The 24090-nt window shown below is 64.5% G+C and carries 20 protein-coding genes; 7 read left to right on the forward strand and 13 right to left on the reverse strand.

Annotated elements, in window-relative coordinates; all coding sequences use genetic code 11:
- Positions 1–202: 202 nt before the first annotated feature.
- Positions 203–1519, reverse strand: a complete 1317-nt coding sequence (locus BN1127_RS11005) for a GGDEF domain-containing protein (protein WP_042649484.1) — start codon at positions 1517–1519, stop codon at positions 203–205.
- 317 nt (positions 1520–1836) lie between these two features.
- Positions 1837–3504, reverse strand: coding sequence for a sigma-54-dependent Fis family transcriptional regulator (locus BN1127_RS11010; RefSeq protein ID WP_042649485.1), 1668 nt, complete (start codon positions 3502–3504; stop codon positions 1837–1839).
- A 228-nt stretch (positions 3505–3732) separates the two neighbouring features.
- On the opposite strand from BN1127_RS11010, the gene exaC reads away from it, so the two are divergent.
- Entirely contained in the window at positions 3733–5250 is a 1518-nt protein-coding gene (exaC, locus tag BN1127_RS11015) for an acetaldehyde dehydrogenase ExaC (protein ID WP_042649486.1), read from the forward strand.
- Between the two features lie 60 nt (positions 5251–5310).
- Here the strand turns inward: exaC and BN1127_RS11020 are convergent, their stop codons facing one another.
- Positions 5311–6105 (reverse strand): AraC family transcriptional regulator, encoded by a 795-nt coding sequence (locus BN1127_RS11020; RefSeq protein WP_042649487.1) that lies wholly within the window; start codon positions 6103–6105, stop codon positions 5311–5313.
- Between the two features lie 96 nt (positions 6106–6201).
- Between BN1127_RS11020 and BN1127_RS11025 the strand changes: the two genes are divergently transcribed.
- A complete protein-coding gene (locus tag BN1127_RS11025) occupies positions 6202–7089 on the forward strand; it encodes a DMT family transporter (RefSeq protein ID WP_042649488.1) in 888 nt (295 codons plus the stop codon).
- 77 nt (positions 7090–7166) lie between these two features.
- Here BN1127_RS11025 and BN1127_RS11030 read toward each other — a convergent pair whose 3' ends face one another.
- The 4 genes from BN1127_RS11030 to BN1127_RS11045 are packed head-to-tail and all read right to left on the reverse strand — an operon-like array spanning position 7167 to position 12329.
- Positions 7167–7859, reverse strand: a complete 693-nt coding sequence (locus BN1127_RS11030) for a response regulator (RefSeq protein WP_042649489.1) — start codon at positions 7857–7859, stop codon at positions 7167–7169.
- Positions 7860–7862: 3 nt separating this feature from the next.
- Positions 7863–9428: an ATP-binding protein gene (locus BN1127_RS11035; RefSeq protein ID WP_042649490.1), complete on the reverse strand. Its 1566-nt coding sequence runs from the start codon at positions 9426–9428 to the stop codon at positions 7863–7865.
- Between the two features lie 17 nt (positions 9429–9445).
- A complete protein-coding gene (locus BN1127_RS11040) occupies positions 9446–10996 on the reverse strand; it encodes an NAD-dependent malic enzyme (RefSeq protein ID WP_042649491.1) in 1551 nt (516 codons plus the stop codon).
- A gap of 22 nt (positions 10997–11018) precedes the next feature.
- Positions 11019–12329, reverse strand: a complete 1311-nt coding sequence (locus tag BN1127_RS11045) for a 2-hydroxycarboxylate transporter family protein (RefSeq protein ID WP_042649492.1) — start codon at positions 12327–12329, stop codon at positions 11019–11021.
- Between the two features lie 224 nt (positions 12330–12553).
- Between BN1127_RS11045 and slyA the strand changes: the two genes are divergently transcribed.
- The 4 genes from slyA (at position 12554) to BN1127_RS11065 (ending at position 15666) form a co-directional block, all read left to right on the forward strand.
- The gene (gene slyA, locus BN1127_RS11050; RefSeq protein ID WP_042649493.1) at positions 12554–13027 is read left to right on the forward strand and encodes a transcriptional regulator SlyA; all 474 of its coding nucleotides are present in this window, start codon (positions 12554–12556) and stop codon (positions 13025–13027) included.
- 1 nt (position 13028) lies between these two features.
- Entirely contained in the window at positions 13029–14084 is a 1056-nt protein-coding gene (locus BN1127_RS11055) for an HlyD family secretion protein (protein ID WP_041206231.1), read from the forward strand.
- Between the two features lie 10 nt (positions 14085–14094).
- Complete coding sequence (locus tag BN1127_RS11060; RefSeq protein WP_042649494.1) at positions 14095–15123, forward strand: DUF2955 domain-containing protein; 1029 nt, start codon at positions 14095–14097, stop codon at positions 15121–15123.
- Positions 15124–15306: 183 nt separating this feature from the next.
- The gene (locus BN1127_RS11065) at positions 15307–15666 is read left to right on the forward strand and encodes an MliC family protein (RefSeq protein ID WP_005324730.1); all 360 of its coding nucleotides are present in this window, start codon (positions 15307–15309) and stop codon (positions 15664–15666) included.
- Between the two features lie 62 nt (positions 15667–15728).
- Here the strand turns inward: BN1127_RS11065 and BN1127_RS11070 are convergent, their stop codons facing one another.
- The 4 genes from BN1127_RS11070 to nrdD form a co-directional block, all read right to left on the reverse strand.
- Positions 15729–16115 carry an energy transducer TonB gene (locus BN1127_RS11070; protein ID WP_042649495.1) on the reverse strand — a complete coding sequence of 129 codons (387 nt, stop codon included), beginning with the start codon at positions 16113–16115 and terminating at the stop codon, positions 15729–15731.
- A 153-nt stretch (positions 16116–16268) separates the two neighbouring features.
- On the reverse strand, positions 16269–16439 hold the full coding sequence (locus BN1127_RS21470) for a YqaE/Pmp3 family membrane protein (protein WP_025327864.1): 171 nt from the start codon (positions 16437–16439) through the stop codon (positions 16269–16271).
- A 182-nt stretch (positions 16440–16621) separates the two neighbouring features.
- Complete coding sequence (gene nrdG, locus BN1127_RS11080) at positions 16622–17137, reverse strand: anaerobic ribonucleoside-triphosphate reductase-activating protein (RefSeq protein ID WP_042649496.1); 516 nt, start codon at positions 17135–17137, stop codon at positions 16622–16624.
- 96 nt (positions 17138–17233) lie between these two features.
- Positions 17234–19351 (reverse strand): anaerobic ribonucleoside-triphosphate reductase, encoded by a 2118-nt coding sequence (nrdD, locus tag BN1127_RS11085; RefSeq protein WP_042649497.1) that lies wholly within the window; start codon positions 19349–19351, stop codon positions 17234–17236.
- A 441-nt stretch (positions 19352–19792) separates the two neighbouring features.
- On the opposite strand from nrdD, the gene BN1127_RS11090 reads away from it, so the two are divergent.
- Positions 19793–20776, forward strand: a complete 984-nt coding sequence (locus tag BN1127_RS11090) for an ABC transporter substrate-binding protein (protein WP_042649498.1) — start codon at positions 19793–19795, stop codon at positions 20774–20776.
- Positions 20777–20846: 70 nt separating this feature from the next.
- Here the strand turns inward: BN1127_RS11090 and ligA are convergent, their stop codons facing one another.
- Positions 20847–22853, reverse strand: a complete 2007-nt coding sequence (gene ligA / locus BN1127_RS11095) for an NAD-dependent DNA ligase LigA (RefSeq protein ID WP_042649499.1) — start codon at positions 22851–22853, stop codon at positions 20847–20849.
- A 99-nt stretch (positions 22854–22952) separates the two neighbouring features.
- Complete coding sequence (gene zipA / locus BN1127_RS11100) at positions 22953–24080, reverse strand: cell division protein ZipA (RefSeq protein ID WP_042649500.1); 1128 nt, start codon at positions 24078–24080, stop codon at positions 22953–22955.
- Positions 24081–24090 lie beyond the last annotated feature (10 nt).

Raw genomic sequence — 24090 nt, forward strand, 5'->3', positions numbered from 1 at the left:
TAGGCTGATTCAAGGCATTTACGGGAGAAAAGATCGGCTCAAACTGAAAAAATGAAATGACTGAGTCAGCCGAGAAGAATTTCCCCGCTTATTCGCACCTTCCCTAGGTGTTGGGACATGGGAAACTCCTTGACTGAAGAGGGGGCCCGCGCCCCGGCTGGCGCGCATCATAACGGCTGGGAGACCGGGGCTCCAGCCGCAATCAGCTTCGCGAAGGCAAGGCCCTTAGTCGGTGGGCAGGGCTGCACCCTAGCCCACCTCGACCCCGTTCCTTGGCCTGATAGAGCGCCTCGTCCGCTCGCTTGAGGGTCAGCTCAAGGGAGTCCCCGCGCCGCTCCGCCACCCCGAAGGAGGCGGTGATCCTGAGCCCGAGGGGCCAGTCCCTGTAGGCCTCCAGCGCCCCCCTCAGTCGCTCGGCCAGCCGCTCGGTCCTCGCCTGCTCATGGTGCAGGCAGACCAGCACGAACTCCTCTCCTCCCCAGCGCACCAGGCGGCACAGGCTGTCACAATGGCGCAGCAGCTCGCTCACCATGTGCTTGAGCACCTCGTCCCCCATGGGGTGCCCGTGGGTGTCGTTGACCCCCTTGAAGTGATCGATGTCGATATAGATGAAGGAGAGCGGCATCTCCCCCAATTCGCTCAAGAGCTTCTCGCCACCGAGCCGGTTGAGGGCCCCGGTCAGGGGATCGTAGCGGGCCTCCTCCTCGGTGCGGCGGTACTGCTCGGACAGGCTCTGGCTGAGCGCCCCCGCCGCCAGCCGCGCCTCGCGAGCCTTGCGCAGCTTGTCTCCCATCAGCAGGTACTGGGTCAGAAACAGCAGTATTCCGTATATCAGCCAGCCCAGCAGCAGCTGGCGGTAGAAGTCCCCCGGCTTGCCCCAGCGGCCATAGAACTCCAGCTTTTCCAGGATCAACCTGTAGTCCCCGGGCTGCATCCTGTCGTCGGTGGCAAGCTCGATGGCATAGACATGGTGCAGATCCGCCCCCTGCTGCGCCAGCGGGATCCGGTACTGCTGCACCCACCAGGAGCTGGGGGCGAACACCTTGAGGGGGATGTCCTGGATGCGGCCGTAATCATCGGGACGAAAGAGCACCTCGTTGAACTTGTGGGAGATCTCGTCCCCGGCTATCGAGTAGGCGGGATCATAGTTGCGCAGATAGAGGCGCCAGCTCTGCGGCTCACTCCCCTCCACCCTCAGCTTGACCCGCACGCCGTTGAAGTGGGAGAGATCCAGCCCCCACTCGGGGGCAGACAGGGTCAGGATCAGTTCACAGAAGGGGGAGCTGTGGCCCGCGCGCAGCTTGCAGTCGATGGCGGGCTTGTCACCCCCAGGGATCAGCGTGGTGACCGATTGGCCGCCATGGGCGCGATCATCCTGGGCCCTGACGGCCAGGCTGGCCTGGCTCAGGATATCCAGCCGCCGCTCTGGCCCGAACTCGAACACCAGTATGGCCAGCAGGCTGCCGAGCAGCAGGCTCCAGAACAGCATATTGGTCACGCGGGAATAGGATGGGGTCATGACGATCACACCTGAAAAAGAGCTTTTACTCTACACCTTGTAATTCTGCACCGTGCTGATCCAGATCCAAGGTTATTACACGCGCCCTCATGGGCGCCGGGGCATTGGTCGGCTCAGTCAGCGCACAGGGCGTCGCTTGCCATCTGCCGGGCTGAATCCTGTCGGCATTGCACCGCAAGAGGCGGACGCCAGCTCCTGGGGAAACGGGTTCCCGATGTCATCATTCCTTTCACCACTGAGCGCTCCATGCCATGGAAAAATAAAGAAAAATCATCGCAGAGCCCCAGTCTACACAAGCAAGCGGTGCGGCAACACCCCTATCCCTCTTCCCGCAGCGCCCGGTAGAGGGTGGTGCGGCTGATGCCAAGGCGGCGCGCCGCCTCGCTCACGTTGCCGCCACACTCCGTCAGGGTCTGCTGCACCCGCAGCCGGCTCTGTTCGCGCAAGGTGGTAGCGCCTCGGGGAGCCGGCATGGCGACCACCTCCGGCAGATGCAGGTGGGCGGGTTCAATCCAACCCTGCCCTTCCGCCAGCACGCAAGCCACCTCCAGCGCCTGCTTGAGCTGGCGCACGTTGCCGGGCAGGGGATGGGCCAGCAGTTGCCGCTCCGCCTGCGGCGTCAGTTGCAGGGCCGGGTCCATCTCCGAGAGCAGGCGCCGGATCAGCCCCAGGCGATCGCCCTGGGGCCAGGCCCGCAGCGGCGCAAGCTGCTGGCGCCAGCCACAGATGCGGTAATAGAGATCCTCGCGAAACGTCCCGGCTTGTACCATGGCCGTAAGATCCCGGTGGCTGGCGCTGACCAGCCAGAAATCCACCGGCTCGGGTTTGTGGCTGCCAACCGGCGTCACGCTGCGCTCCTGCAACACCCGCAGCAGCCGGGTCTGGGCCGGGAGCGGCAGCTCGCCGATCTCGTCCAGCATCAGGATGCCGCCGTGGGCGGCGCGCAGATAACCCTGGCTGCCCTGGCTGCGGGCGCCGCTGAAGGCCCCGCCCACATAGCCAAACAGCTCGGCCTCCACCAGATCGGCGGGCAGGGCGCCGCAGTTGACGCATACCAGGGGCTTGTCTCGTCGGCTCGACTGGCGGTGCAGGGCGCGCACCAGGTGCTCCTTGCCGCTGCCGGTCTCCCCCTCGATGAGCAGGGAGATGCCCCGCTCCAGCATCTTGAGGGGCACCCCGGCGGTAACGGCTGGCTGGGGCTGGTTTTCGGTTTGAATCACCACAGGTTCGGGCTCCAGCCGCAATCCGCGGCGATCCCGCAGCAGCTGCTTGCCGTCAAACGGGTGCTGGCCGAGCCAGAGCCGTCCGGCCCGGTTGGCCCCGAGCAGCTCGCCCCCCTCTCCCAGCAGCAGGCGGGCGGACCAGAGACTCTGGGGATCGAGATCCACCAGCCAGCCCGGTTGACGCGCCAGCAGGGCGTTTTCCAGGGTCATCGCCAGGAGCCGCACAGTGCCCAGCATGTCGCCATCGTGATGGGCCGCATCGGTGGAGATGTCGAGCACCCCCAGCAATTGCCCGTCCGGCCCGAGCAGGGGGCAGGCGCTGCAACTGAGGAAGCTGTGCTGGGCGAAGAAGTGCTGGGCCCCCAGCACCTGCACCTCGCTCTGCTCGGCCAGCGCTGTGCCTATGGCATTGGTACCCTTGCTCGCCTCCCCCCAGCGGGCACCGCTGCGCAAAAAGATCCGCTCGGCGTGGCGGGCGAAGCCATCGTCACCGCTGGCGGCCAAAATGGCCCCCTCGCCGTCACACAGCAGCAGGCGACAGGGCCTGCCCGCCAGTAACTGGGCAAACAGCGGCAACACGAAGCGCTGGAAGCAGGTGATAAGGGTTCTGTGCTGCTCCTGGCGGGCCGACAGCTCTCCCTGGGGCAGCAAATCCAGCTCGGCGCTCTGTTGGCGGAGCAGGCCCTGATGCAGGCAGCGCTGCCAGGAGCGCTGGATCGGGCTGGGGCTGGGACTGGGAATGGACTGAGGTAACTCGCTCATCACGCCTCCTGTTCACAAAGGGCACAGTGTCACGACCACTGTCCAGAAACGGCACAGTCTCATCGGCACCGCCGCGGTCATTGGTTAATCAAGATACGCCGCCGCACCCCATTTGATAACGTTTTATTAACTTTCGTCCCTCTGGTCAGACCCTCTGGCACGGCCCTTGCGATAGCAGCTGGTCACCGGCCCCGGGCCGGTCAGGACCACACACATAAGGATGATGAGATGATTTACACCGCTCCCGGTCAGGCAGGCGCCCTGGTCAGCTTCAAGTCCCGTTACGACAACTTCATCGGTGGTGACTGGGTGGCCCCCCGCGCCGGCCGCTATTTCGAGAACGTCTCGCCGGTGGATGGCCGGGTGTTCTGCGAGGTGGCCAGATCCGACGCCGCCGACATCGAGCTGGCGCTGGATGCCGCCCACAAGGCGTTTGCCAGCTGGAGCAAGACCAGCGTCACCGAGCGCAGCAACCTGCTGCTGCGCATCGCCGATCGCATCGAGCAGAACATCGAAGTGCTCGCCGTCGCCGAGACCTGGGAGAACGGCAAGGCGGTGCGCGAGACCCTGGCCGCCGATCTGCCGCTGGTGGTGGATCACTTCCGCTACTTCGCCGGTTGCATCCGCGCCCAGGAGGGCTCGGCCGCCGAGCTGGATCAGCACACCGTCAGCTACCACTTCAAGGAGCCCATAGGCGTGGTCGGCCAGATCATCCCCTGGAACTTCCCCCTGCTGATGGCGGCCTGGAAGCTGGCCCCTGTGCTGGCGGCCGGCTGCTGCAGCGTGCTCAAGCCCGCCGAGCAGACCCCGGTCACCATCATGCTGATGATGGATCTCATCAAGGACATACTGCCCCCCGGCGTGGTCAACGTGGTCAACGGCTTCGGCGCCGAGGCGGGTCAGGCGCTGGCCACCAGCGACCGTATCCAGAAGCTGGCCTTTACCGGTTCGACCGAAGTCGGCGCCCATATACTGCGCTGCGCCGCCGACAAGCTGATCCCCTCCACCGTCGAACTGGGCGGCAAGTCCCCCAACATCTACTTCGCCGACGTGATGCAGCATGAGAGCAGCTACATCGACAAGGCGGTGGAAGGCATGCTGATGACCTTCTTCAACCAGGGCGAAGTGTGCACCTGCCCCTCCCGCGCTCTGGTGCAGGCCAGCATCTATGACGACTTCATGGACAGGGTGCTGGCCCGCGCCCGCACCATAGTGCAGGGCAACCCCCTGGACACCACGACCCAGGTGGGCGCCCAGGCGTCCCGCGAGCAGTTTGACAAGATACTGAGCTACATGGAGATTGGCCGCGGCGAGGGGGCCAAGATGCTGATAGGCGGCGGCCCGGCCAAGGTGAGCGGCCTTGAGGGGGGCTTCTACATCCAGCCCACCATCTTCTCGGGTCAGAACAAGATGCGGGTGTTCCAGGAGGAGATCTTCGGGCCGGCCCTCGGGGTCACCACCTTCAAGGACGAGGCGGATGCCCTGGCCATTGCCAACGACACCCAGTACGGCCTGGGGGCGGGTCTCTGGACCCGGGACAGCAACCTGGCCTGGCGTATGGGGCGCGGCATCCAGGCTGGCCGGGTCTGGGTCAACTGCTACCACGCCTACCCGGCCCACGCGGCGTTTGGCGGTTACAAGAAGTCAGGCATAGGCCGCGAGACCCACAAGATGATGCTGGATCACTACCAGAACACCAAGAACCTGCTGGTGAGCCACGACATCAACCCCCTCGGCTTCTTCTGAACCTGCCACCTCTGATGACAAGGGCGCCTGCGGGCGCCCTCTCTTTTTCCACCAGGCTCATCAACCCCCTGGCTGGCCCAGCTGCTGGCGATAACGCTGGGGGGCACACCCCTGCTCACGCTGGAACATGGCGATAAAGGCCGAGGTCGAGGTGTAACCCAGGCGCCAGGCTATCTCCTGCACCGGCATCTCCCCCCGCAGCCAGTCCAGCGCCTTGACCATGCGCAGTCGGGTGCGCCACTGCCCCAGGCTCATGCCCAGCTCCTTCTGGCAGCGCCGTGCCAAGGTGCGCTCCGTGGTGTGCAAGACCTTGGCCCATTCGGCCAGGGTGCGGTTGTCCTCGGGGGCCGCGTGCAGAGCGGCCAGCAGCGGGGCCAGCAGGCGGTCGCGACTCTGGGGCAGGTAGCTCGGCTGGCAGCGGGTGCGAGCCAGCTTCTCGATGAAGAGCTCCCCCTGGCGCGCGTCCCACTCGTCCTCCAGATGGCCGACCCGGCGCTGGGTAAAGTCCTCCAGCAGGGCCCGCAGCAAGGGGGTCAATTCCAGCAGCTGGGGTTCCCTTGGCAGGCGCGGGGCCAGCGCGTGGCTCACATAGATGGAGGTGTAGTCCAGGGTCTGCTCGTTGAAGGCGCTGTGGGGCAGGTTGGCCGGCACCCAGATGAGGTAGTCGGCCGGCGCCACCAACCGCTCCCCCCCGACCTCCACCACCATGACCCCCAGGCTGATGAGGCTGAGCTGGCCCCAGGGGTGGGTATGTTCGGCGCAGGCGTTGCCCCCCTGGATCTGGCGGTAGCGAAAATAGAGGGGGTTGGGGTCGGCCAGCAGGCGATCCTGCTCGGCCAGGGTGAGGCTGCCCATGAAGATTGTCCCAAAGCGGTTATGACATGTCTTATTTACGCTACTTGCATCGTTCAAGACAAGGCTAGACTCTCGTCATCGTATCAAGGAGTGCCTATGCCCTTTCTCTTCCCCCTGCTCGCCATCCTGATCTGGGCCGCCAATACCGTGGTCTCCAAGGCCGCCGCCGGCGTGCTGGATCCCGCCGCCATCTCCTTCTACCGCTGGGTGATCGCCGCCCTGGCGCTCTCCCCCTTCTGCCTGCCGCAGCTGTGGCGCCGCCGGCGCGATCTTCGCCCCTGGCTCGGCAAGCTGCTGGTGCTGGCGGCCCTTGGCATGGTGCTCTACCAGTGCCTGGCCTACTACGCCGCCCACAGCACCTCGGCCACCAACATGGGGGTCATCGGCTCCCTCATACCGCTGCTGACCCTGCTGCAGAGCGCCCTCTTCTTCGGCCAACGTCCGGGCAAGCAGGCGCTGCTCGGCATGAGCCTCTCCCTGTTCGGGGTGCTCTGGCTGCTGGGTCAGGGCAACCCCCTGGCCCTGCTGCACGACGGCATCAATCAAGGGGACGGCCTCATGCTGCTCGGCTCCGCCAGCTATGCGCTCTATGGCCTGCTGATCCGCCGCTGGCAACTGCCGTTCGGCCCCTGGCTCAACCTCTATCTACAGATCCTGCTGGCGGTGCTGCTGCTCATTCCGGTGGCCCTCAATGCCGACTCCCTGGCCATTCCCGCCCAGGGCTGGAGCATGGTGCTGTTCGCCGGGCTCGCCTCCTCCATCTTCGCCGCCTACTGCTGGATGCGCGGCCTCGCCTGCCTGGGGGCGGAGCGCACCTCGGTGTTCATGAACCTGATGCCGCTGTGCACTGCGCTGTTGGCCGTCATCACCCTGGGGGAGCCCATCCACGGCTATCACCTGCTGGGGGGCGGCCTCGTCCTGATCGGCGTCATGATCTCCCAGTTCAGACCGAGGGCGCGCCCCGCCCTGCTGGAAGGGGCATAAGCCGGCACCATCAACCGTGTCCGGCAAAAAGGGAGCCGAGGCTCCCTTTTTGTTTGCAATGCTGTGGTCACGCCGCCTCAGCTGCTCCGGCGCCAGTGGTAACGGCGCTCGGGGCGACCGCGCTGGCCGTAGTTGAGATCCACATCCAGCTTGTCTTCGGACTCCAGAAACTCCAGGTAGCGGCGCGCCGTGGTGCGGCTGAGTGACAGGCGCAGCGCCACCGTATCGGTGGAGAAGGCGGTGTCCGGCTCCCCCGCCAGCAGCTCCAGCACCTGGCGCAAGGTGATGGCGTCTATGCCCTTGGGGGTGTCGCGCACCTCCCTCGGCTGAATTCGCCCCTTGCCCATCAGGCGATCGAGATCGCTCTGCTCCAGCAGGCCGCGCTCGCACAGGCGGCGATGCAGGGTCAGGATCTCGTCCAGGCTCTGCTGGATGCGAAACAGCCGCAGCGGCTTGATGATGTAGTCCTGCACCCCGAGATTCAGGGCCTGCTGTATGGTTTCCACGTCGCAGGAAGCGGTCACCATGACCACGAAGACCTCCCGATTGTGGCTGCGCAGCCGGTTCACCCACTCGAGACCCGAGCCGTCCGGCAGGGAGATGTCCACCACCAGCAACTGGGGTTCGGTGGCGCGCATCATGAGATCGGCCTGGGCCAGGCTCTCGGCCCGCCCCAGCAGGGAGTAGCCCGGGGTCGAGGAGATAAGCTCCGCCAGGATGGCGCCGATCCGCTCGTCGTCCTCGATAACAAGAGTGAAAATTGGCTTCATGACTCACACCAATTGGTTTTTATTCAAATAGATACCGAACAAGGTGGTCTGTTCGGCGGTGCGGCGCCATTCTATCACACCCCCACGGCGGGCCACCGTCTTCTTGACCAGGAAGAGACCTACGCCATGATCGCCGGTCTGGCGGCTGATCCCATAGTCGAACAGGTGATCCGCCAGCGCCTCGTCCACCCCCTCGCCGCTGTCCTCCACCTCGATCACCAGCCGGCGCCCGAAGTCATCCACCGAGATGAGCACCCGGGGCGCGCACCGCTGGCGATTCGCCCAGGCGGCCCTGATGCCGTTGTCCAGCAGGTTGCCGATGCAGGTGATGAGATCCGCCGACACCTCGGCCGGGTACTCCCCGAGGGCCGAGCCGGGATCCAGCACCAGCTCGACCCCCAGCTCCCGCGCCCGGCTGAACTTGCCGAGGATGAGGCCGGCCACCGGCTTGTTCTCGATGGAGCGCAGCAGATCCTGCAGCATGGTCTGGCAGGCCTCGTTCTCCTGCTGGATCAGCTCCACCGCCTGATCCACATGACCGAGCTGCAGCAGACCGGAGAGGCTGCTCAGCTTGTTGGCGAACTCGTGGGTCTGGATCCGCAGCATCTCGGCATACTGGCGCAGGTGAGTCACCTGCATGCCGAGGCTGCCGGTGCCGTCCGGTCGGCTGAAGATCAGCATGCGGCCCGGCTCGCGGCCGCTGAGATCCTGCCAGTGACCGACGAAGGCCTCCCCCTGCACGGTGAAGTTCACCCCCCCCTGCTGGTTCAGGGCGGGCAACAGGCTGGGGGCCAGTTCGGCCAGGGACTGCCCCAGCAGGGCGTGGCGGCCGGTGCCCGGTAGCCGCAACTGATAGAAGGCCGCGCTGTTGAGCATCTTGATGCGATGGTTGCCATCGAGGGCCACTATCCCCTCCGAGATGCCCTCCAGCACCAGATCCTGCTGGGCGAAGCGGTTGACTATGGTCTCCGGCTCCAGATCCAGCAGGGTGCGCCGCAGCCGGTGCTGCAACCAGAGCGCCAGCAGCAGGCCGCAGCCCAGCACGGCGCCAATGGCGCTGATGAGCAGGGCGATCCGCTCCAGATAGATGCCCTCCACAGTCCGCATCAGATAGCCCACCGCCACCGCCCCTATGGCGCGCCCGTCCGCCCCTATCACGGGCGAGAAGCAGCGGATGGCCGGACCGAGCGTGCCTTTGTCCCTGGAGCAGTAGCTGCGCCGCTCCTGGATCGCCGGCCAGATGTCCTCGCCACGGAAGGTCGCACCGACCAGCTCGGGAGAAGGGTGGCTCAGGCGGCGGGCATGCTCGTCGGTCACCACCATGTAGGCGGCATCGGTGCGGCTGCAGATCCCCTGCACATAGTCGCGCAGGCCGGGATCATTGCCCTGCTGCAGGGCCTGCACCACCCGGCTGTCCGCCGCCAGCACCCGGGCCAGATCGCTCCCCTTCTCCTCCAGGTTGCTCTCCAGCAGGTGGCGGATGAAGAGGGCGAGCAGGCCACCCAGGATCAGGATCAGCAGCAGTGACAGCCCGAGGGAGAGGGTGACCAGTTGGTGGCGCAGTTTCATCGATTAACCTTGCAAGCTCAGGAGGCGGACCAATAGTGCGGGCGCCACCAGGTCTGGTCAATGAGCGGCGCGGGATCACCGTCAAAATCCGCCAACCCCTCCTCGCGGGCGGTCAGGGCCACGGCCCTGGCGACCGCGCGGGCCACCTCTCCCACCTGTTCGATAGGGGGCAGCAGCAGCCCCGTCACCAGCGGATAGGCACCCACAGCCCGCACCGCGGCCAGCAACATGCCATCGCTGATGCGGCGCGCCTTGACCGCGCAGGCCCCCAGGCCAATGCCCGGGAAGACATAGACGTTGTTGCACTGGGAAACCACCCGCGCCTCCCCCCCTACCTCGACCGGGGCGAAGGGGCTGCCGGTGGCGAGCAGGGCACGCCCCTCGGTCGCCCGCCACACCTGCTCCGGGGTCGCCTCGGCGCTGCGGGTCGGGTTGGAGAGCGGCAGTATGACGGGGCGCTCGCACGCCGCCCCCATGGCGCCAAGCACCTGCTCGGTGAAGAGGCCGCCCTGGCCGCTCACCCCGATCAGCACCCCGGGCCTCAGCCGGGCGATGAGCTCGGGCAAGGAGCCGCAAGCCTCCTCTGCCGGGCGGGCAAAGGGCTGCTGGGAGGGGGTCAGGTTGGCCCTGTCCAGGCAGACCAGGCCGTCCTGATCGAACAACTGCACCCGCTCTGGACTGCCCGCCAGCCGGGCCAGCATGGCGGCGATGCCGCAGCCCGCCGAGCCCGCGCCGACGATGAGCACCGGGGTGTCGGCCAAGGTGCTGCCCGCCTGCTGCAAGCCCGCCAGCACGCAGGCGGAGGCGACCGCCGCCGTGCCCTGGATGTCGTCGTTGAACATGCAGAGCTCATCCCGGTAGCGGGTCAGCAGGTTGGCGGCATGCTTGCCGGCGAAGTCCTCGAACTGCAGCACCACTTGGGGCCAGCGTTTATGGATGGCCGCCACTACCTTGTCCATGAAGTGGTAGTAGGTCTCGCCGTCGATGCGCGGGGCCTGCCAGCCGAGGTAGGAGTCATCCTCCAGCAGGGCCGGGTTGTTGGTGCCCACGTCCACGCACAGGGGCAGGGTGCGGGCCGGGTTGATGCCACCGGCGGCGCTGTAGAGCGCCAGCTTGCCGATGCAGATCCCCATGCCGCCGATGCCGAGATCGCCAAGCCCCAGCACCCGCTCCCCGTCGGAGATGACGATGACGTCCACCTCCTGATCCACCGCAGCGAAGATGGCGTCCAGCTCGTCCCTGTCGTGCCAGGAGAGGTAGAGACCGTGGCTGCGCAGGTAGAGATCGCTGTGGCGCTGGCAAGCCTCCCCCACCACTGGGGTGTAGATGATGGGCAGGAGCTCGGGCAGGTGGTGGCGCACCAGATCGTAAAACAGCACAGGGTTGTCCTCCTGCAACTGGCGCAGCAGCAGGTGCTGATCGAAGGGGCTCTGCATGGCCGAGACCAGGCGGTAGATGCGGCGGCGCTGCTGGGAGAGGGACTCCTCCTTGTGAGGCATGCGCCCCATCAGCCCCTGACGCTTGCGTTCGGCATAGGGCAGGCTGGTGCCCATCATGATGTCGTTCATGTCGTTTTCCTGTATCCGGTCGTCACGCGAGCAGAGAGATGAGGGCGGTGGCCAGGATCAGCATCACGGCCCCGCCGAGGCGAGAGGAGATCTGGGCGAAGGGCATCAGCTTCATGCGCTGGGCTGCCGACAGCACGGCCACGTCGCCGGTGCCCCCCATGTTGGCCATGCACAGGCCGCCGGTGATGGCCGCCTCTATGGGATAAAAACCTATCATGCGCCCCACCAGGGCCGCCCCCAGGGCGCCACCCACCACAGTGGTCAGCACCATGATGAAGTAGTTGACCGAGAAAGCGCCGATGAGCTCGGGGATGCTGGTGTAGGCCACCCCTATGCCCACCAGCAGGGAGGGGGTGAGGTTGCTCACCACGAATTGATACCAGTCGGCGGCCGCCTGTTCATAACGACGGGGCAATACACCACTCACCTTGATGAAGGCCACCGCCAGTATCATCAGGGCGAAGGGGTGCATGGGGATGAAGTTGCCGAGCAGGGAGCCCAGCACGAACATGCTGGAGCTGATGAAGAGCCCGAGACCCAGGCTCTGCAGGGTCGGCGCCTCGGCCTGCTCGTCGGCGACGCTCTGGCTGTTTTCCTTGACCATCAGCTTGCCGTTACCGGTCAGGGAGGGGTAACGACGACCGAGGCGCGCCAGCAGGGAGCCCACCAGTATGGCCAGGGTGTTGGCGATCACCACGGCGGGCACCATGCGCGACAGCAGGTCGGCGCTGGACATCTGCAAGGGGCCGGAGAGGATCTCCACCAGGGGCACGGCGCCGGCGCCCATGCCGCCACCCATGATGGGCAGACCGATGAGCAGCACCGCATTCTTGAAGCCGTACCCCATCAGGGAGCCGACCAGGCCGACGCTCAGCAGCGCCAACGCCACGCCCCCCAGGATCACCGGCAGGTAACGCATGGCGGCGTTTTTCAGCAGGGCGCCGCTCATGCCGAACACAGATCCGGTCACCAGGCTGGCGATGAAGAAGTTCAGAAAGCCCCCCTCCTTCATGAAGCGGGTGATCACCTCACCGGCCTCGACCGGCAGAATCCGGTACTCGAACAGCGCGGCGCCGCCGAAGATGGCGAGTATGGTGCCGCCCCCCAGGTATTCCCGTATGGGGGGGATCCGCTCGCCCAGCTCGCTCAGCAGGGTGCCGAGCACGAACATCAGCGCCAGGGCGCCGACCATGCCGAGCGGCAGGGAGCCGTTCCAGCCGGCGTAGAGGACGCAGGTGGCAAGCCCCAGGAAGATCATCATGGGCATGCCGGCGATCTGCTGGTCGCTCCAGGCGCCCTTCATCTGTACTTCGGGGGTAGAGAGGTTTTTCATTGTTATGCTCCAGCTTGTGGTGTGGCGCCACTCTACGTATCCCCTCCTCTGCTGTCGGTTAGCGGGCCTGCAAAGCCATATAAAAACATTGAAACCTTAAGCACCATTCAGCCCCTCCGTGCCCCCTCCCCCGCCGAAAACTGAACGTGACCTGCATCACACTATTTACTTAGCCTGCGAAATAAATATAATGCTTAGCAAGCTAAGTAAATAAGGAGCCCGTCATGGGAAAGGATCTGGAAATGCTGCGCGAGCTCTCCCTCGCCGAACAGCTGGGACGGCTGCACCGGTTGTGGCGCACCGTGGCCGACCTCGAGCTGGCCCCCCTGGGACTCACCCACCCGCGCTGGACCGCGCTCTGGAAGCTGAGCCGCCTCGGTGGCCACCTCAGCCAGAAGACACTGGCCGAGGCGCTGGAGATAGAGCTGCCCTCCCTGATGCGCACCCTGGGCCAGTTGGAGGAGCAAGGTCTTATCGAACGCCACTGCTGCAGCCAGGACAAGCGCGCCCGCATCGTCACCCTGACACCGGCCGGCAAGGCGCTGCTCGACAAAATCGAGGATCGCATCATCGCCGTGCGCCGGGAGCTGCTCGCCGGCATCAGCCAGCAGGAGCTGACGCAGTTTGAAGAGATAGTGCACCGCATATCCGCCAACGCCCTCGGCAAGATTGACACCCAGCATGAAGAGAGAGAATAAGATGACCCCGGATCAACAATTCAAGCGCTGGATCAAATGGGCCATCGCCTGCTTCACTCTGGTGTTTGGTTACTTCCTGCTGGCCGACATCAAGATGCCCCTCACCCCCCAGGCCATGGCCACCCGGGTCGTCACTAGGATGGCGCCCCAGGTCAGCGGCAAGGTGACCGAGGTCGCGGTAGCGAACAACCAGCACGTCAAGCAGGGGGATCTGCTGTTCGTGCTGGATCCGGCCCCCTTCGAGCTCGCGGTCGAGCAGGCCAGACTCGCCCTTGATCAGGCCGAGCAACAGAATCGCCAGCTGGATGCGACCCTCAATGCCTATGAGGCTGAGTACAGCTCCCTGCAGACCCAGGCGGCCCAGAAGCAGCGGGAAGCCGAGCGCATCGACGCCCTCTATCGCCGCCACATGGTGTCGGAGCAGCAGAAAGACGACGCCGACAGCGCCGCCCGCACCGCCCGTGCCAATCTGCTGGCCAGCCAGGCCCGGGTGGAGCAGGCTCGCGTCAACCGGGGCCTGCCCGGTGACGACAACCTGCTGCTGCGCCAGGCGCGCAACCGCCTGGCCCAGGCCGAGCTCAACCTCACCTATAGCCAGATCCATGCAAGCCAGGATGGCATCATCACCAACCTGCAGCTCAAGCCGGGCAGCGTGGCCACGGCAGGCTCTCCCCTGCTGGCCCTGGTCTCCGAGCAGGTGGACGTGATCGCCGATTTTCGCGAGAAGAGCCTGCGCCACATCACCCCGGAAAGCCGGGCGCTGGTCGCCTTCGATGGCGAGCCAGGCCGCCTCTACCCGGCCCGGGTCGCCAGCCTGGATGCCGGGGTCAGTGCCGGCCAGTTCGATGCCAACGGTCTCCTGGCCAATCCCGTCGAATCCGATCGCTGGGTGCGCGATGCCCAACGGCTGCGCCTGCACCTGACCCTGGAGCAACTGCCCGCCCATCTGCCGGCCGGGGCTCGCGCCACCGTCCAGCTGCTGCCGGACAACGCCCTGACCGGGCTGCTGGCCCGCGGCCAGATCCGCCTGCTCAGCCTGCTGCACTACATCTATTGAGATGACGACCATGAACCTGTGGCACAGACTCCTTACCGCCAACGAGCTGCGCCAGTGCCTGCGCATCGCCTTTGGCTGCACCCTGGGATTTGTGCTGTGCAAGATCTTCGGCTGGAGCAACGGGGTCTTCTTCACCGTCACCCCGGTGCTGCTGCTGGGGATGATCCCCGTGATGAACGGCCACGCCGCACGCCAGCTCATCGCCTCCGCCGCCATGTGCGGGCTGGAAGTCGGGCTGCTTGGCGGCCTGTTCGGCGGTCATCCCGGCCTGATGCTGCCCATCGTCTTCCTGCTGTTTCTCTACCGCTTTGCCGCCATGTCCCGGGGCAGCCTCTTCCTGTTCGGCGCCAATGGCGTGCTCAGCCTCAGCATCATGCTGCACTTTGCCAGCTACCCCGAGACCGATCTGAACGATCTCATCTTCAGCAACCTCTGGGCCAGCGTCCTGTCGGTGCTCATCGCCTACCTGATGACGGCGCTGATCCCGGATGTGGAGGCGCGGCCCGCCCCCACCCCCTCTCCCAAGGCACCACACCGGATGCGCCACGAGGCGCTGCTCGGCGCCAGCATCGCCACCCTGTCGTTCCTGGTGTTCCAGCTGTTCGATCTGCGGGACTCCATGTCCGCCCAGGCAACCACCCTGCTGGTGCTCTTCCCCATGCACTGGGACGGGGCCCTGAGCTACGCCCGCAAGCGCGCCATGGGCACCCTGCTGGGGGTAAGTTTCGGCATCCTGGGGCAACTGGTGCTCTACGACTGGTCCGGCTTGCTCTTGCTGGTGACCCCGCTGCTCTGGTTGGGAGCCATGCTGTTCAGCCATGCCCATGTGAAGGAGGCGAGCGGCTCCGGCGTTGGCTTCGGCGCCCTCACCACCCTCGGCATCCTGTTTGGCCAGTACCTGACGCCCGGCAACGATCTGGTGTTCAGCGCCCTGTACCGGGTCAGCAGCATACTGTTTGCCATCGTCGCCACCCTGCTGGCCTGCTACCTCATCCACCGCCTGCTCAACCGCTTCGAGGCGACCCGCTTCGGCCATTGATATCTCTTTTCTGTAGCCCAAGGACGGCACCCTTTCGCCCCGCTCGCCTGGCGGGGCGTTTTTTTGCCCGCTGACTGTGCAGGGTGACGGACGCATCCCGACGCAAGAGGGGGACACCGAGGTTGCAGTTGCCTCTCAGCCTGTTAGGCTCAAGGCCATATGACACCGATCAAAGGATGCGACATGAAACAGGCCAAGCTCTTTCTACTGGGGATAGGCACCCTGACCCTGCTCGGCGGCTGCGATCTGGGGGCCGGCAAGCTGGGGGTTACAGGGGGCGATCCCGTCACCTATCTGTGCGAGCAGAACCAGAAGGTGCAGGTGCGCTACTTCTCCCTCTCGGACGAGAGCCTGAACTTCGTCAAGCTCGCCCTGCCCGATGGCAAGGATTACACCCTGCCTCAAGCGGTCTCCGCCTCCGGCGCCCGCTACACCGACGATCACGAGGTGGTCTGGTGGAACAAGGGGAAGGAAGGCTTCGTGGAGATGCGCGATGACGCCGGGGAGTGGCAGAGCCGCTACAACGACTGCAAGGAGCAATAAGCCCCGCAGGCAACAGCGCCCCCGCACAGTGACAAAGACCCCGGCCAAGGCCGGGGTCTTTGTCATCTCACTTCGACGTCATATCGGACCACCACCCGCACCGGGATGGCTTGTGGATTCTGCTCGGACACCCGATAACGCACCTGCGCCAGTCCAGAGATGGCGATGAGATCCAGCACGCCGGGTGGCTCGGATGACAGGACCTCGGGGCTGAACAGATCGCCATTGGAATCGATGAGGTAGCGAAGCGTCACACAGCCCTTCACCGGCCTCTCTTTGGGCAGTCCACCGACCGGATTGAAGTCGCCTATCTGCTCCACCTGAACCCAGTATTTGGGCAGGTCTTCCCAAACGATATCCACCGGAGGCTGATTCAGCTTCGCGGTGGGGCTGGCACAGCCCCCCAACAGGACCAGGGTGGCCCACAGCAACAACAGTTTCAAACGCACTGACACTCCCTCTTCGTCAAACCGCTCGGCTCCTTGAACGGCCAGCCAGTGTCAGACAATGAGGCTCATTCGGGAAGCCCCCATCTGGCGAGACACTCTCGCGGGCAATAAAAAGGCCAACCCTGGGGTTGGCCTTGTTCGCACAGGGATGGCTCAGGCGCGCTTGTCGCTGACCACCAGCCAGAGCGCGTGGACCATGCCGGGCAGACCGCCGAGCAGGGTCAGCACTATGTTGATGAAAAAGTGCAGGCTTAAGCCTACCTGGATAAAGGCACAGACCGGCGGCAGGAAGATGGCCAGCAGGATCTTGAGCAGATTGTTCATCTCATGGTTCCTCATGAAAGATGTCTCGTGATTCGGATGGGCTAACCATAAACATCCCTGGCCTCAACTGCAAACCACAGCGGACAGCTTTCGCGCCTTTCTCGCCCGGGATTGAGCCAGGGTTCAGCTGACGGAGGCCCGCGTCCCCACGTCATCCTGGGATCTACGGGTTGTGGCGATGATCATGCCAGCCGTTGGCAAGGGATCAGTCCCTTGTGCTCCCGCTCCCGCCAGGCGTTGAGATCGTGAATGATCTGGTTGCTGCTGCCGCGCCAGAGCAGGCCGGGATCTGCCAGCTCTTTTTCAAACTTGCCATCCACCAGCACATCCAGCAGGGCGATCAGCTCGCGCTGGGCCGGGCTGAGCTCGCCGAGCAGGTAGCCGGTCCAGCACCAGATGTCCTTGCCCGGGCACTCGGCACGCACCCGCCGTACCAGCGCCAGCACCTGAGGTACGTTGGCGGGGTGGAGCGGATCGCCGCCCGAGAGCGACAGCCCCCGGCGCTTGATGCGGCTGTCGTTGAGATCCTGGATGATGCGATCGCTCATCGCCGCATCGAACGGCTTGCCGCCGTCGAGCCGCCAGGTGCTCTGGTTGTAGCAACCCGGGCACTGGTGCTCGCAACCCGACACGAACAGGGTGGCGCGGGTACCGGGGCCGTTTATGACATCGACCGGATAGTATTGGTGGTAATGCATCGCTTGTTTCCTGCCTCCTTCATAGGGGTGCAAACGGTCGCCATCCCATGAAAATGGCCCCTTGCAACAGGGGCCAGCGCTTCATCGTTACCGCACTTACATATGCTTGACGCGACGTTTCACCTCTTCCTGCTTGCCCGCATTGAAGGGGCGCGCATCCGGGCTGCCGAGGTAGCCGCACACCCGGCGGGTCACCGACACCTTGGCGGGATCGTGGTTGCCGCAGCGCGGGCAGGTGAAGCCCTTGGAGGTACATTCGAACTCGCCGGTGAAGCCGCAGTCGTAGCACTCGTCGATGGGGGTGTTGGTACCGTAGTAGGGCACCTTGTCATAGCTGTAGTCCCAGACGTTCTCGAGCGCCTCCAGGTTGTGCTGGATGTTGGGGTACTCGCCGTAGCAAATGAAGCCGCCGCTGGCGATGGGCGGATAGGGCGCCTCGAAGTCCAGCTTGTCGTAAGGGTTTACCTGCTTTTCCACGTCCAGGTGGAAGCTGTTGGTATAGTAACCCTTGTCGGTCACCCCGGCCACCACGCCAAACTCCTTGGCATCGATGCGGCAGAAACGGGTGCAGAGGTTCTCGCTCGGAGTGGAGTAGAGGCTGAAGCCGTAACCTGTCTCCTCCTTCCACTCGTCGGTGGCCGCCTTGAGCCGCGCGATGATGGCGATGGCCTTCTGGCGCAGCACCTCGCTGTCGAACAGGTGGACGTCGGTGCCATAGAGGGCGTTGATGGTCTCGTGCACCCCGATGTAACCCAGGGAAATGGAGGCACGGCCATGTTTGAAGATCTCGCTGACGTTGTCATCGGCCTTGAGGCGCACCCCGCAGGCCCCTTCCATGTAGAGGATGGGAGCGACCCGCGCCTTGACGCCGTCCAGGCGCTCGATACGGTACATGAGCGCCGTCTTGGCCACCCGCAGGGCGGCATCCAGCTTGTCCCAGAAATCCGCCTCGTCGCGGGATCTCAGGGCGATGCGCGGCAGGTTGAGGCTCACGACACCCAGGTTGTTGCGCCCTTCATGGATCAGGTCACCATTCTCTTCATAAGCACCGAGGAAGGAACGACAGCCCATGGGAGTCTTGAAGGAGCCGGTCACCTTCACCACCTGGTCATGGTTGAGGATGTCCGGGTACATCCGCTTGGAGGCGCACTCCAGGGCCAACTGCTTGATGTCGTAGTTGGGATCCCCCGGCTTGTGATTGAGGCCATCCTTGATGGCGAACACCAGTTTCGGGAACACGGCGGTCTTCTTGTTCTTGCCAAGGCCGGCGATGCGGTTGCCGAGGATGGCACGCTGGATCATCCGCGACTCCCAGCTATCCCCCAGGCCAAAGCCGAAGGTGACGAAGGGGGTCTGGCCGTTGGCGGTGTGCAGGGTGTTCACCTCGTACTCCAGGGACTGGAAGGCGTCGTGACACTCCTTCTCGGTGCGAGCCATGGCGTAGGCATCCACGTCGCCGATGCCCCACTCCTCGGCCACTTCCCGATGCTTGTGCCAGCTGATGGTCACATAGGGAGCCAGCACCTCGTCGATCCGGTTGATGGTGGTGCCGCCATAGATGTGGCTCGCCACCTGGGCGATGATCTGGGCGGTGACCGCAGTGGCGGTGCTGATGGATTTTGGGGTGTCGATCTCCGCATTGCCCATCTTGAAGCCATGGGTCAGCATCCCCTGCAGATCGATCAGCATGCAGTTGAACATGGGGAAGAAAGGGGAGTAGTCGAGATCGTGGAAGTGCAGATCGCCGCTCTCGTGGGCCTGCACCACCTCGCGGGGCAGCATGTGGCTGATGGCGTAGTGCTTGGCGACGATACCCGCCAGCAGGTCGCGCTGGGTCGGGATCACCTTGGAGTCCTTGTTGGCGTTCTCGTTGAGCAGGGCCGCATTGGTCTGCTCCACCAGGCCTCGGATCTCCTGGGCCAGTCGGCCACGGGCCTCGCGGGCCTGATCCCGGTCGTGACGGTACTCGATGTAGGCGCGGGCGATGGCCTTGTCGTCGGAAGCCATCAGGTGGTTCTCGACCCGGTTCTGGATCTCGTGGATGTCCACCTCGCCTCGCCCCTCCAGCTCCTGGCTGACGGCACCGGCGATGCGCTCGGCCAGCATAGGGTTGGCCTGATTGACCGCTTCCGCCGCCCGGCTTACCGCCTCGGCAATCAGCTGGCCATTGAATGGTGCACGACATCCATCGCGTTTGATCACTACCGGTTTCATCGATTTTCCCCGCGTTAAAGGCCTGGCTCTCGCCCTCGGCTCACCCTTGTTGAGTCCCCTTCTCCGCACCTGTCCCCGGCGCAAATAAATTCAGCCGAGGCGTGAGAAACCCGGGCTGACACTGAGAGGGTGACGACTTATGCACAGCTTGATAACACTATATATGGGTGTTTTTTTTATGATAACCCCTATATGTGGGGTCTATTAGGCACCAAAGCAGTACCTCGTTTCTTGATCCAGAACAGGTTTTGGGAGGGGTGGTGCAGTTCACAACCAGCGCCAAAAGAGGCTTATTTAACGCATCCCAGACGGGGAGCGGGCTGGCGCACCATACGACCGGCTGGAAAAAGATTTCCCCTCCGACAGTAATTGACCGGGACAGGCCTGCACCAAGATGGACATAATGAGTGACGACTCTTTTCTTGTCCGATGGGAAGCGACATGAACAAGCCTGTATTGCGGTGGCTGCTACTGCTGCTGTGTACCCTGCCGCTGCGGCTGTGGGGGGCCGAGATCCTGGTGATCAGCAGCTATCACCCCGAGTACCTGTGGGATCGGAGCTACAACGCCAGCCTGGAGGCCCATTTGGGCAGCAACCACCGCATCAGCCACTTCTACATGGATACCAAACGTCGCTCTCCCGATGACTTCGACCAGATTGCCGAGCAGGCGCTCGCTTTCTACCGGCAGACCAAGCCGGATCTGGTGGTGCTCGGCGACGACAATGCCATCAATTACCTGGCCAGAGAGATCGCCACCCTCGGCACCCCTGTGGTGTTTCTCGGCATGAACGAGAATCCGCGCCACAAGGGGCTGGTCGGCCATCCCAAGATCACCGGCGTGCTGGAACGCCCCCTGCTCAAACGCAACATCAACGAGATGAGCCAGCTGATGGGGGGGCTCGACAAGGCGCTGGTACTGTTTGATTCCAGCAACGTATCGCTCACCGCCATCGAGGACGAGTTCAAGACCCAGACCGAGTTCCGCGTCGGCCAGACCCTGGTCAACAGCCAGTTGATCGGCGACTACGGCCTGTGGCAGGAGGCCGTGCTCAACGCCAAACAGAATGGCTATCAAGCCATCTTCATCGGCCTCTACCACACCCTCATCGACGAGCAGGGCAGGCATGTGGACGAACAGCAGGTACTGGCGTGGGCTAGTGGCCACAGCCCGGTGCCGCTGTTCTGCTTCTGGGAGTTTTCGGTGGGCAAGGGCCGCGCCATCGGTGGTCTGGTGCTCGATGGCCGCGATCAGGGGGCCAAGGCGGCCGAACTGGTCAATGCCATACTGGCGGGGGCCCAACCCAAGACCCTGGCTCCGCGTGCCGCCCTGCGCGGAGAGTATGTCTTCAGCGAAAGCGAGTTGGCCCGCTGGCGGCTCACCCTGCCCGACAAGTGGCGCTACAGGACCCTTTGGCGCGACTGACCCAGTCAGGCCCTCATAACAAAGAACCCGGCCATGCCGGGTTCTTTGTTTCTCGTTCTGTGTTGGCGACTCAGCCCTGCAACGCCTGTTGCAGCTCTTCTTCACTCCAGACTGTGATACCGAGCTCCTGGGCCTTGGCCAGCTTGGAGCCTGCCGCCTCCCCCGCTACCAGCACATCGGTCTTGGCCGACACCGAGCCCGCCACCTTGGCCCCCAGGGCCTGCAGCGCCGCCTTGGCATCGTTGCGGGACAAGGTGGTGAGGGTACCGGTCAGCACGAAAGTCTTGCCGGCGAAGGGCTGATCGCTTGCCTCCTTCTTCTCGATGGCCGGCCAGTGGATGCCGGCGGCCAGCAGGGCGTCCAGCACCTCGATGTTGTGGGGCTGGCGCAGGAAGTAGTAGACGTGCTTGGCCACTATGTCCCCCACGTCGGCTACTTCTAGCAACTGCTCCACCGAGGCGGCACGCAGGGCATCCAGGGTGAGGAAATGGTTGGCCAGGTTCAGCGCCGTCGCCTCCCCCACCTCACGGATCCCCAAGGCAAACAGGAAGCGCGGCAGGGTGGTGCTGCGGGCCTTGTCGATGGCGGCCACCAGATTGAGGGCGGATTTTTGCCCCATCCGCTCGAGACCGGCCAGCTGGATGGCGTTGAGGCTGAACAAGTCCGCCGGGGTCTTCACCAGCCCCTTGTCCACCAGCTGCTCCACTATCTTGTCACCCAGACCGTCCACATCCATGGCGCGGCGGGCCGCGAAGTGCTTGATCGCCTCCTTGCGCTGCGCCTCGCAGAACAGGCCGCCGGAGCAGCGGGTCACCGCCTCCCCTTCCAGTCGCTCCACCGCAGAGCCGCACACCGGACACTGGGTGGGGAAGAGGATCTCGCGGGCATCCACGGGGCGCTGCGCCTCCACCACGGCCACTATCTGCGGGATCACATCCCCCGCCCGGCGCACTATCACGGTGTCGCCGATCATGACGCCAAGGCGCGCTATCTCGTCGGCATTGTGCAGAGTGGCGTTGGAGACGGTGACGCCGCCGACGAACACCGGCTTGAGCTTGGCCACCGGGGTCACGGCGCCGGTACGGCCGACCTGGAACTCGACATTCTCCAGCAGGGTCATCTCCTCCTCGGCCGGGAACTTGTGGGCCGTGGCCCAGCGCGGGGCCCGGGCCACGAAACCGAGCTCCTGTTGCAGCGCTATGTCGTCCACCTTGTAGACCACGCCGTCGATCTCGTAGGGAAGCTCGCTGCGGCGGGCCAGGATGTCGTCGTGGAAGGCCTGACAACCGGCAGCGCCCTCCTTGAGCTTCACCTCGGGGCTGAGCGGCAGCCCCCAGGCCTTGAGCTGGTTGAGGCGAGCGAAGTGGGAGTTCCCCAGCTCGTCGCCGCCTATGCCAACCCCGTAGGCGTAGAAGCTCAGGGGACGACTGGCGGTGATGCGGGAATCGAGCTGGCGCAGACTGCCGGCGGCGGCATTGCGCGGGTTGACGAACACCTTCTCCCCTGCCGCCTGCGCCTTGGCATTCATCGCCTCGAAACCGGCCTTGGGCATGAAGACTTCGCCACGCACCTCCAGTCGCGCAGGCCAACCCGAGCCCCGCAGGACGAGCGGAATGGCCTTGATGGTGCGCACGTTCTCGGTGATCTCCTCCCCCGTGGCGCCATCACCCCGGGTGGCCGCCTGCACCAGCTGGCCGTCCACATAGAGCAGGCTGACCGCCAGACCATCCAGCTTGGGCTCGCAGCAGAAGGTGAAGTTCAGCTCGCGCTTGAGGCGATCGCGCATGCGCTGCTCGAAGGCCTGCAGCTCTTCGTCACTGAAGACGTTGTCCAGGCTCAGCATGGGGATCTCGTGGCGCACCTGGCTGAAGGCCGAGAGTGGCTGGCCGCCGACCCGCACGCTCGGGGAGGCCGGGGTTTTCAGCTCGGGGTGGTCGACCTCGAGCGCAATCAACTCGCGCATCAGGCGATCGTATTCGGCGTCCGGCACCGTGGGGTTATCCAGCACATAGTACTGATGGCCGTATTCAACCAGCAGCTCACACAATTGACGGTGGCGGGAGAGGATGTCGCTCATGAAGAAGTCTCGAAGTGTGATGGAACAATCAGTCTGGGGCAGAAATGAAAATGCGGCACCGGGGTACCGCACTTTTCATGGCTGAGGCCAAATGGCGCATCAGTCGCGGCTGGCCTCGTAGGCGGCCAGCTCATGGCGATAACGGGCAATGTCGTCGTCGCTGAGCGGGCTGCGCGAGGCATCGGTCAGCATGGCATCGAGATCGCTCGCCAGCTGATCCGCCGCCTGCAGCATGTGCTCGAATGCAAAGGCCGCATTGCTGCGCAGGGGCAGCTGCATGAAGAGGGACACACCCGGGGTGCTGAACTGCTCCATGCGGTAGGGATTGAAGGTACCCGGCTTGACCATGTTGATCATGGAGAAGAGCACTTCACCCTTGCCGTTGAGATCCTCGTGACGGTGGAAAATATCCATCTCGCCAAACTTGAAGCCCAGCGCCAGCAGGGAGGAGAGCAGGGTCGCCCCTTGCAGATCGTGACCAGGACGGGCCATCAGGTTGATGACATAGACATCCTGCCAGATCTTCTCGACCGGCGGCTGCTCCTGGACGGGCTCTGCCACCTGGACCGGCTCTTCGTAGGCGGGCTCGTCATCATAATCGGGCTCTTCATACGCAGGCGCGGGCTGGGCATAGCGGGCTTGCTGCTGCGGCGCGGGCTCGCGGGCACCGAAGGTCGGCGCCTGGGCGTAGGCCGGCTCCACCAGCGGCTCGTCGTCCAGTGGCTGCATCATGGGTTCGCGCTGGGGGCGGGAGCGGTGCACCGGGGTGCGGCGGATCACCTGGGCAGGCTTGCGTACCGGCGCGGCAGGCACCTCTTCGACAGGCTCGGCGCTCGGCTCCTCATACTCGTCTTCTTCTTCATAGACGGGGGGCGGCGTCACCGGACGGGGGGCTGGCTTGCGCACCACGGGCGGCGGCAGATCGTCATCCTCGTCCTCATCGAAGGCGGGCACGGTGGCGGCACGGCGGGGTTCCGGCTGATGGGCCTCGTCGTTGCGCAGCTTGGGCTCGGCACGACGGCCACCGCTGACCACGCGCACCTGACCGATGCCATCGCTGTCAAACGCATCGCTGTCACGATCCCGTGACTTGGATTCCATCCGACCCAGGGGTTTTTCCTTGATCGGTGCCTGACGGTTCTTTCTGTTGCTCCACAACCCGTGAATGAGCAATGCCGCGATGGCAATACCGCCCAGGGCAACCAAGATGTAACGCAATTCCTGCATTAGCTGCTTC

Origin of the sequence: Aeromonas media, assembly GCF_000819985.1 — a bacterium.
GTDB lineage: Bacteria > Pseudomonadota > Gammaproteobacteria > Enterobacterales > Aeromonadaceae > Aeromonas > Aeromonas media.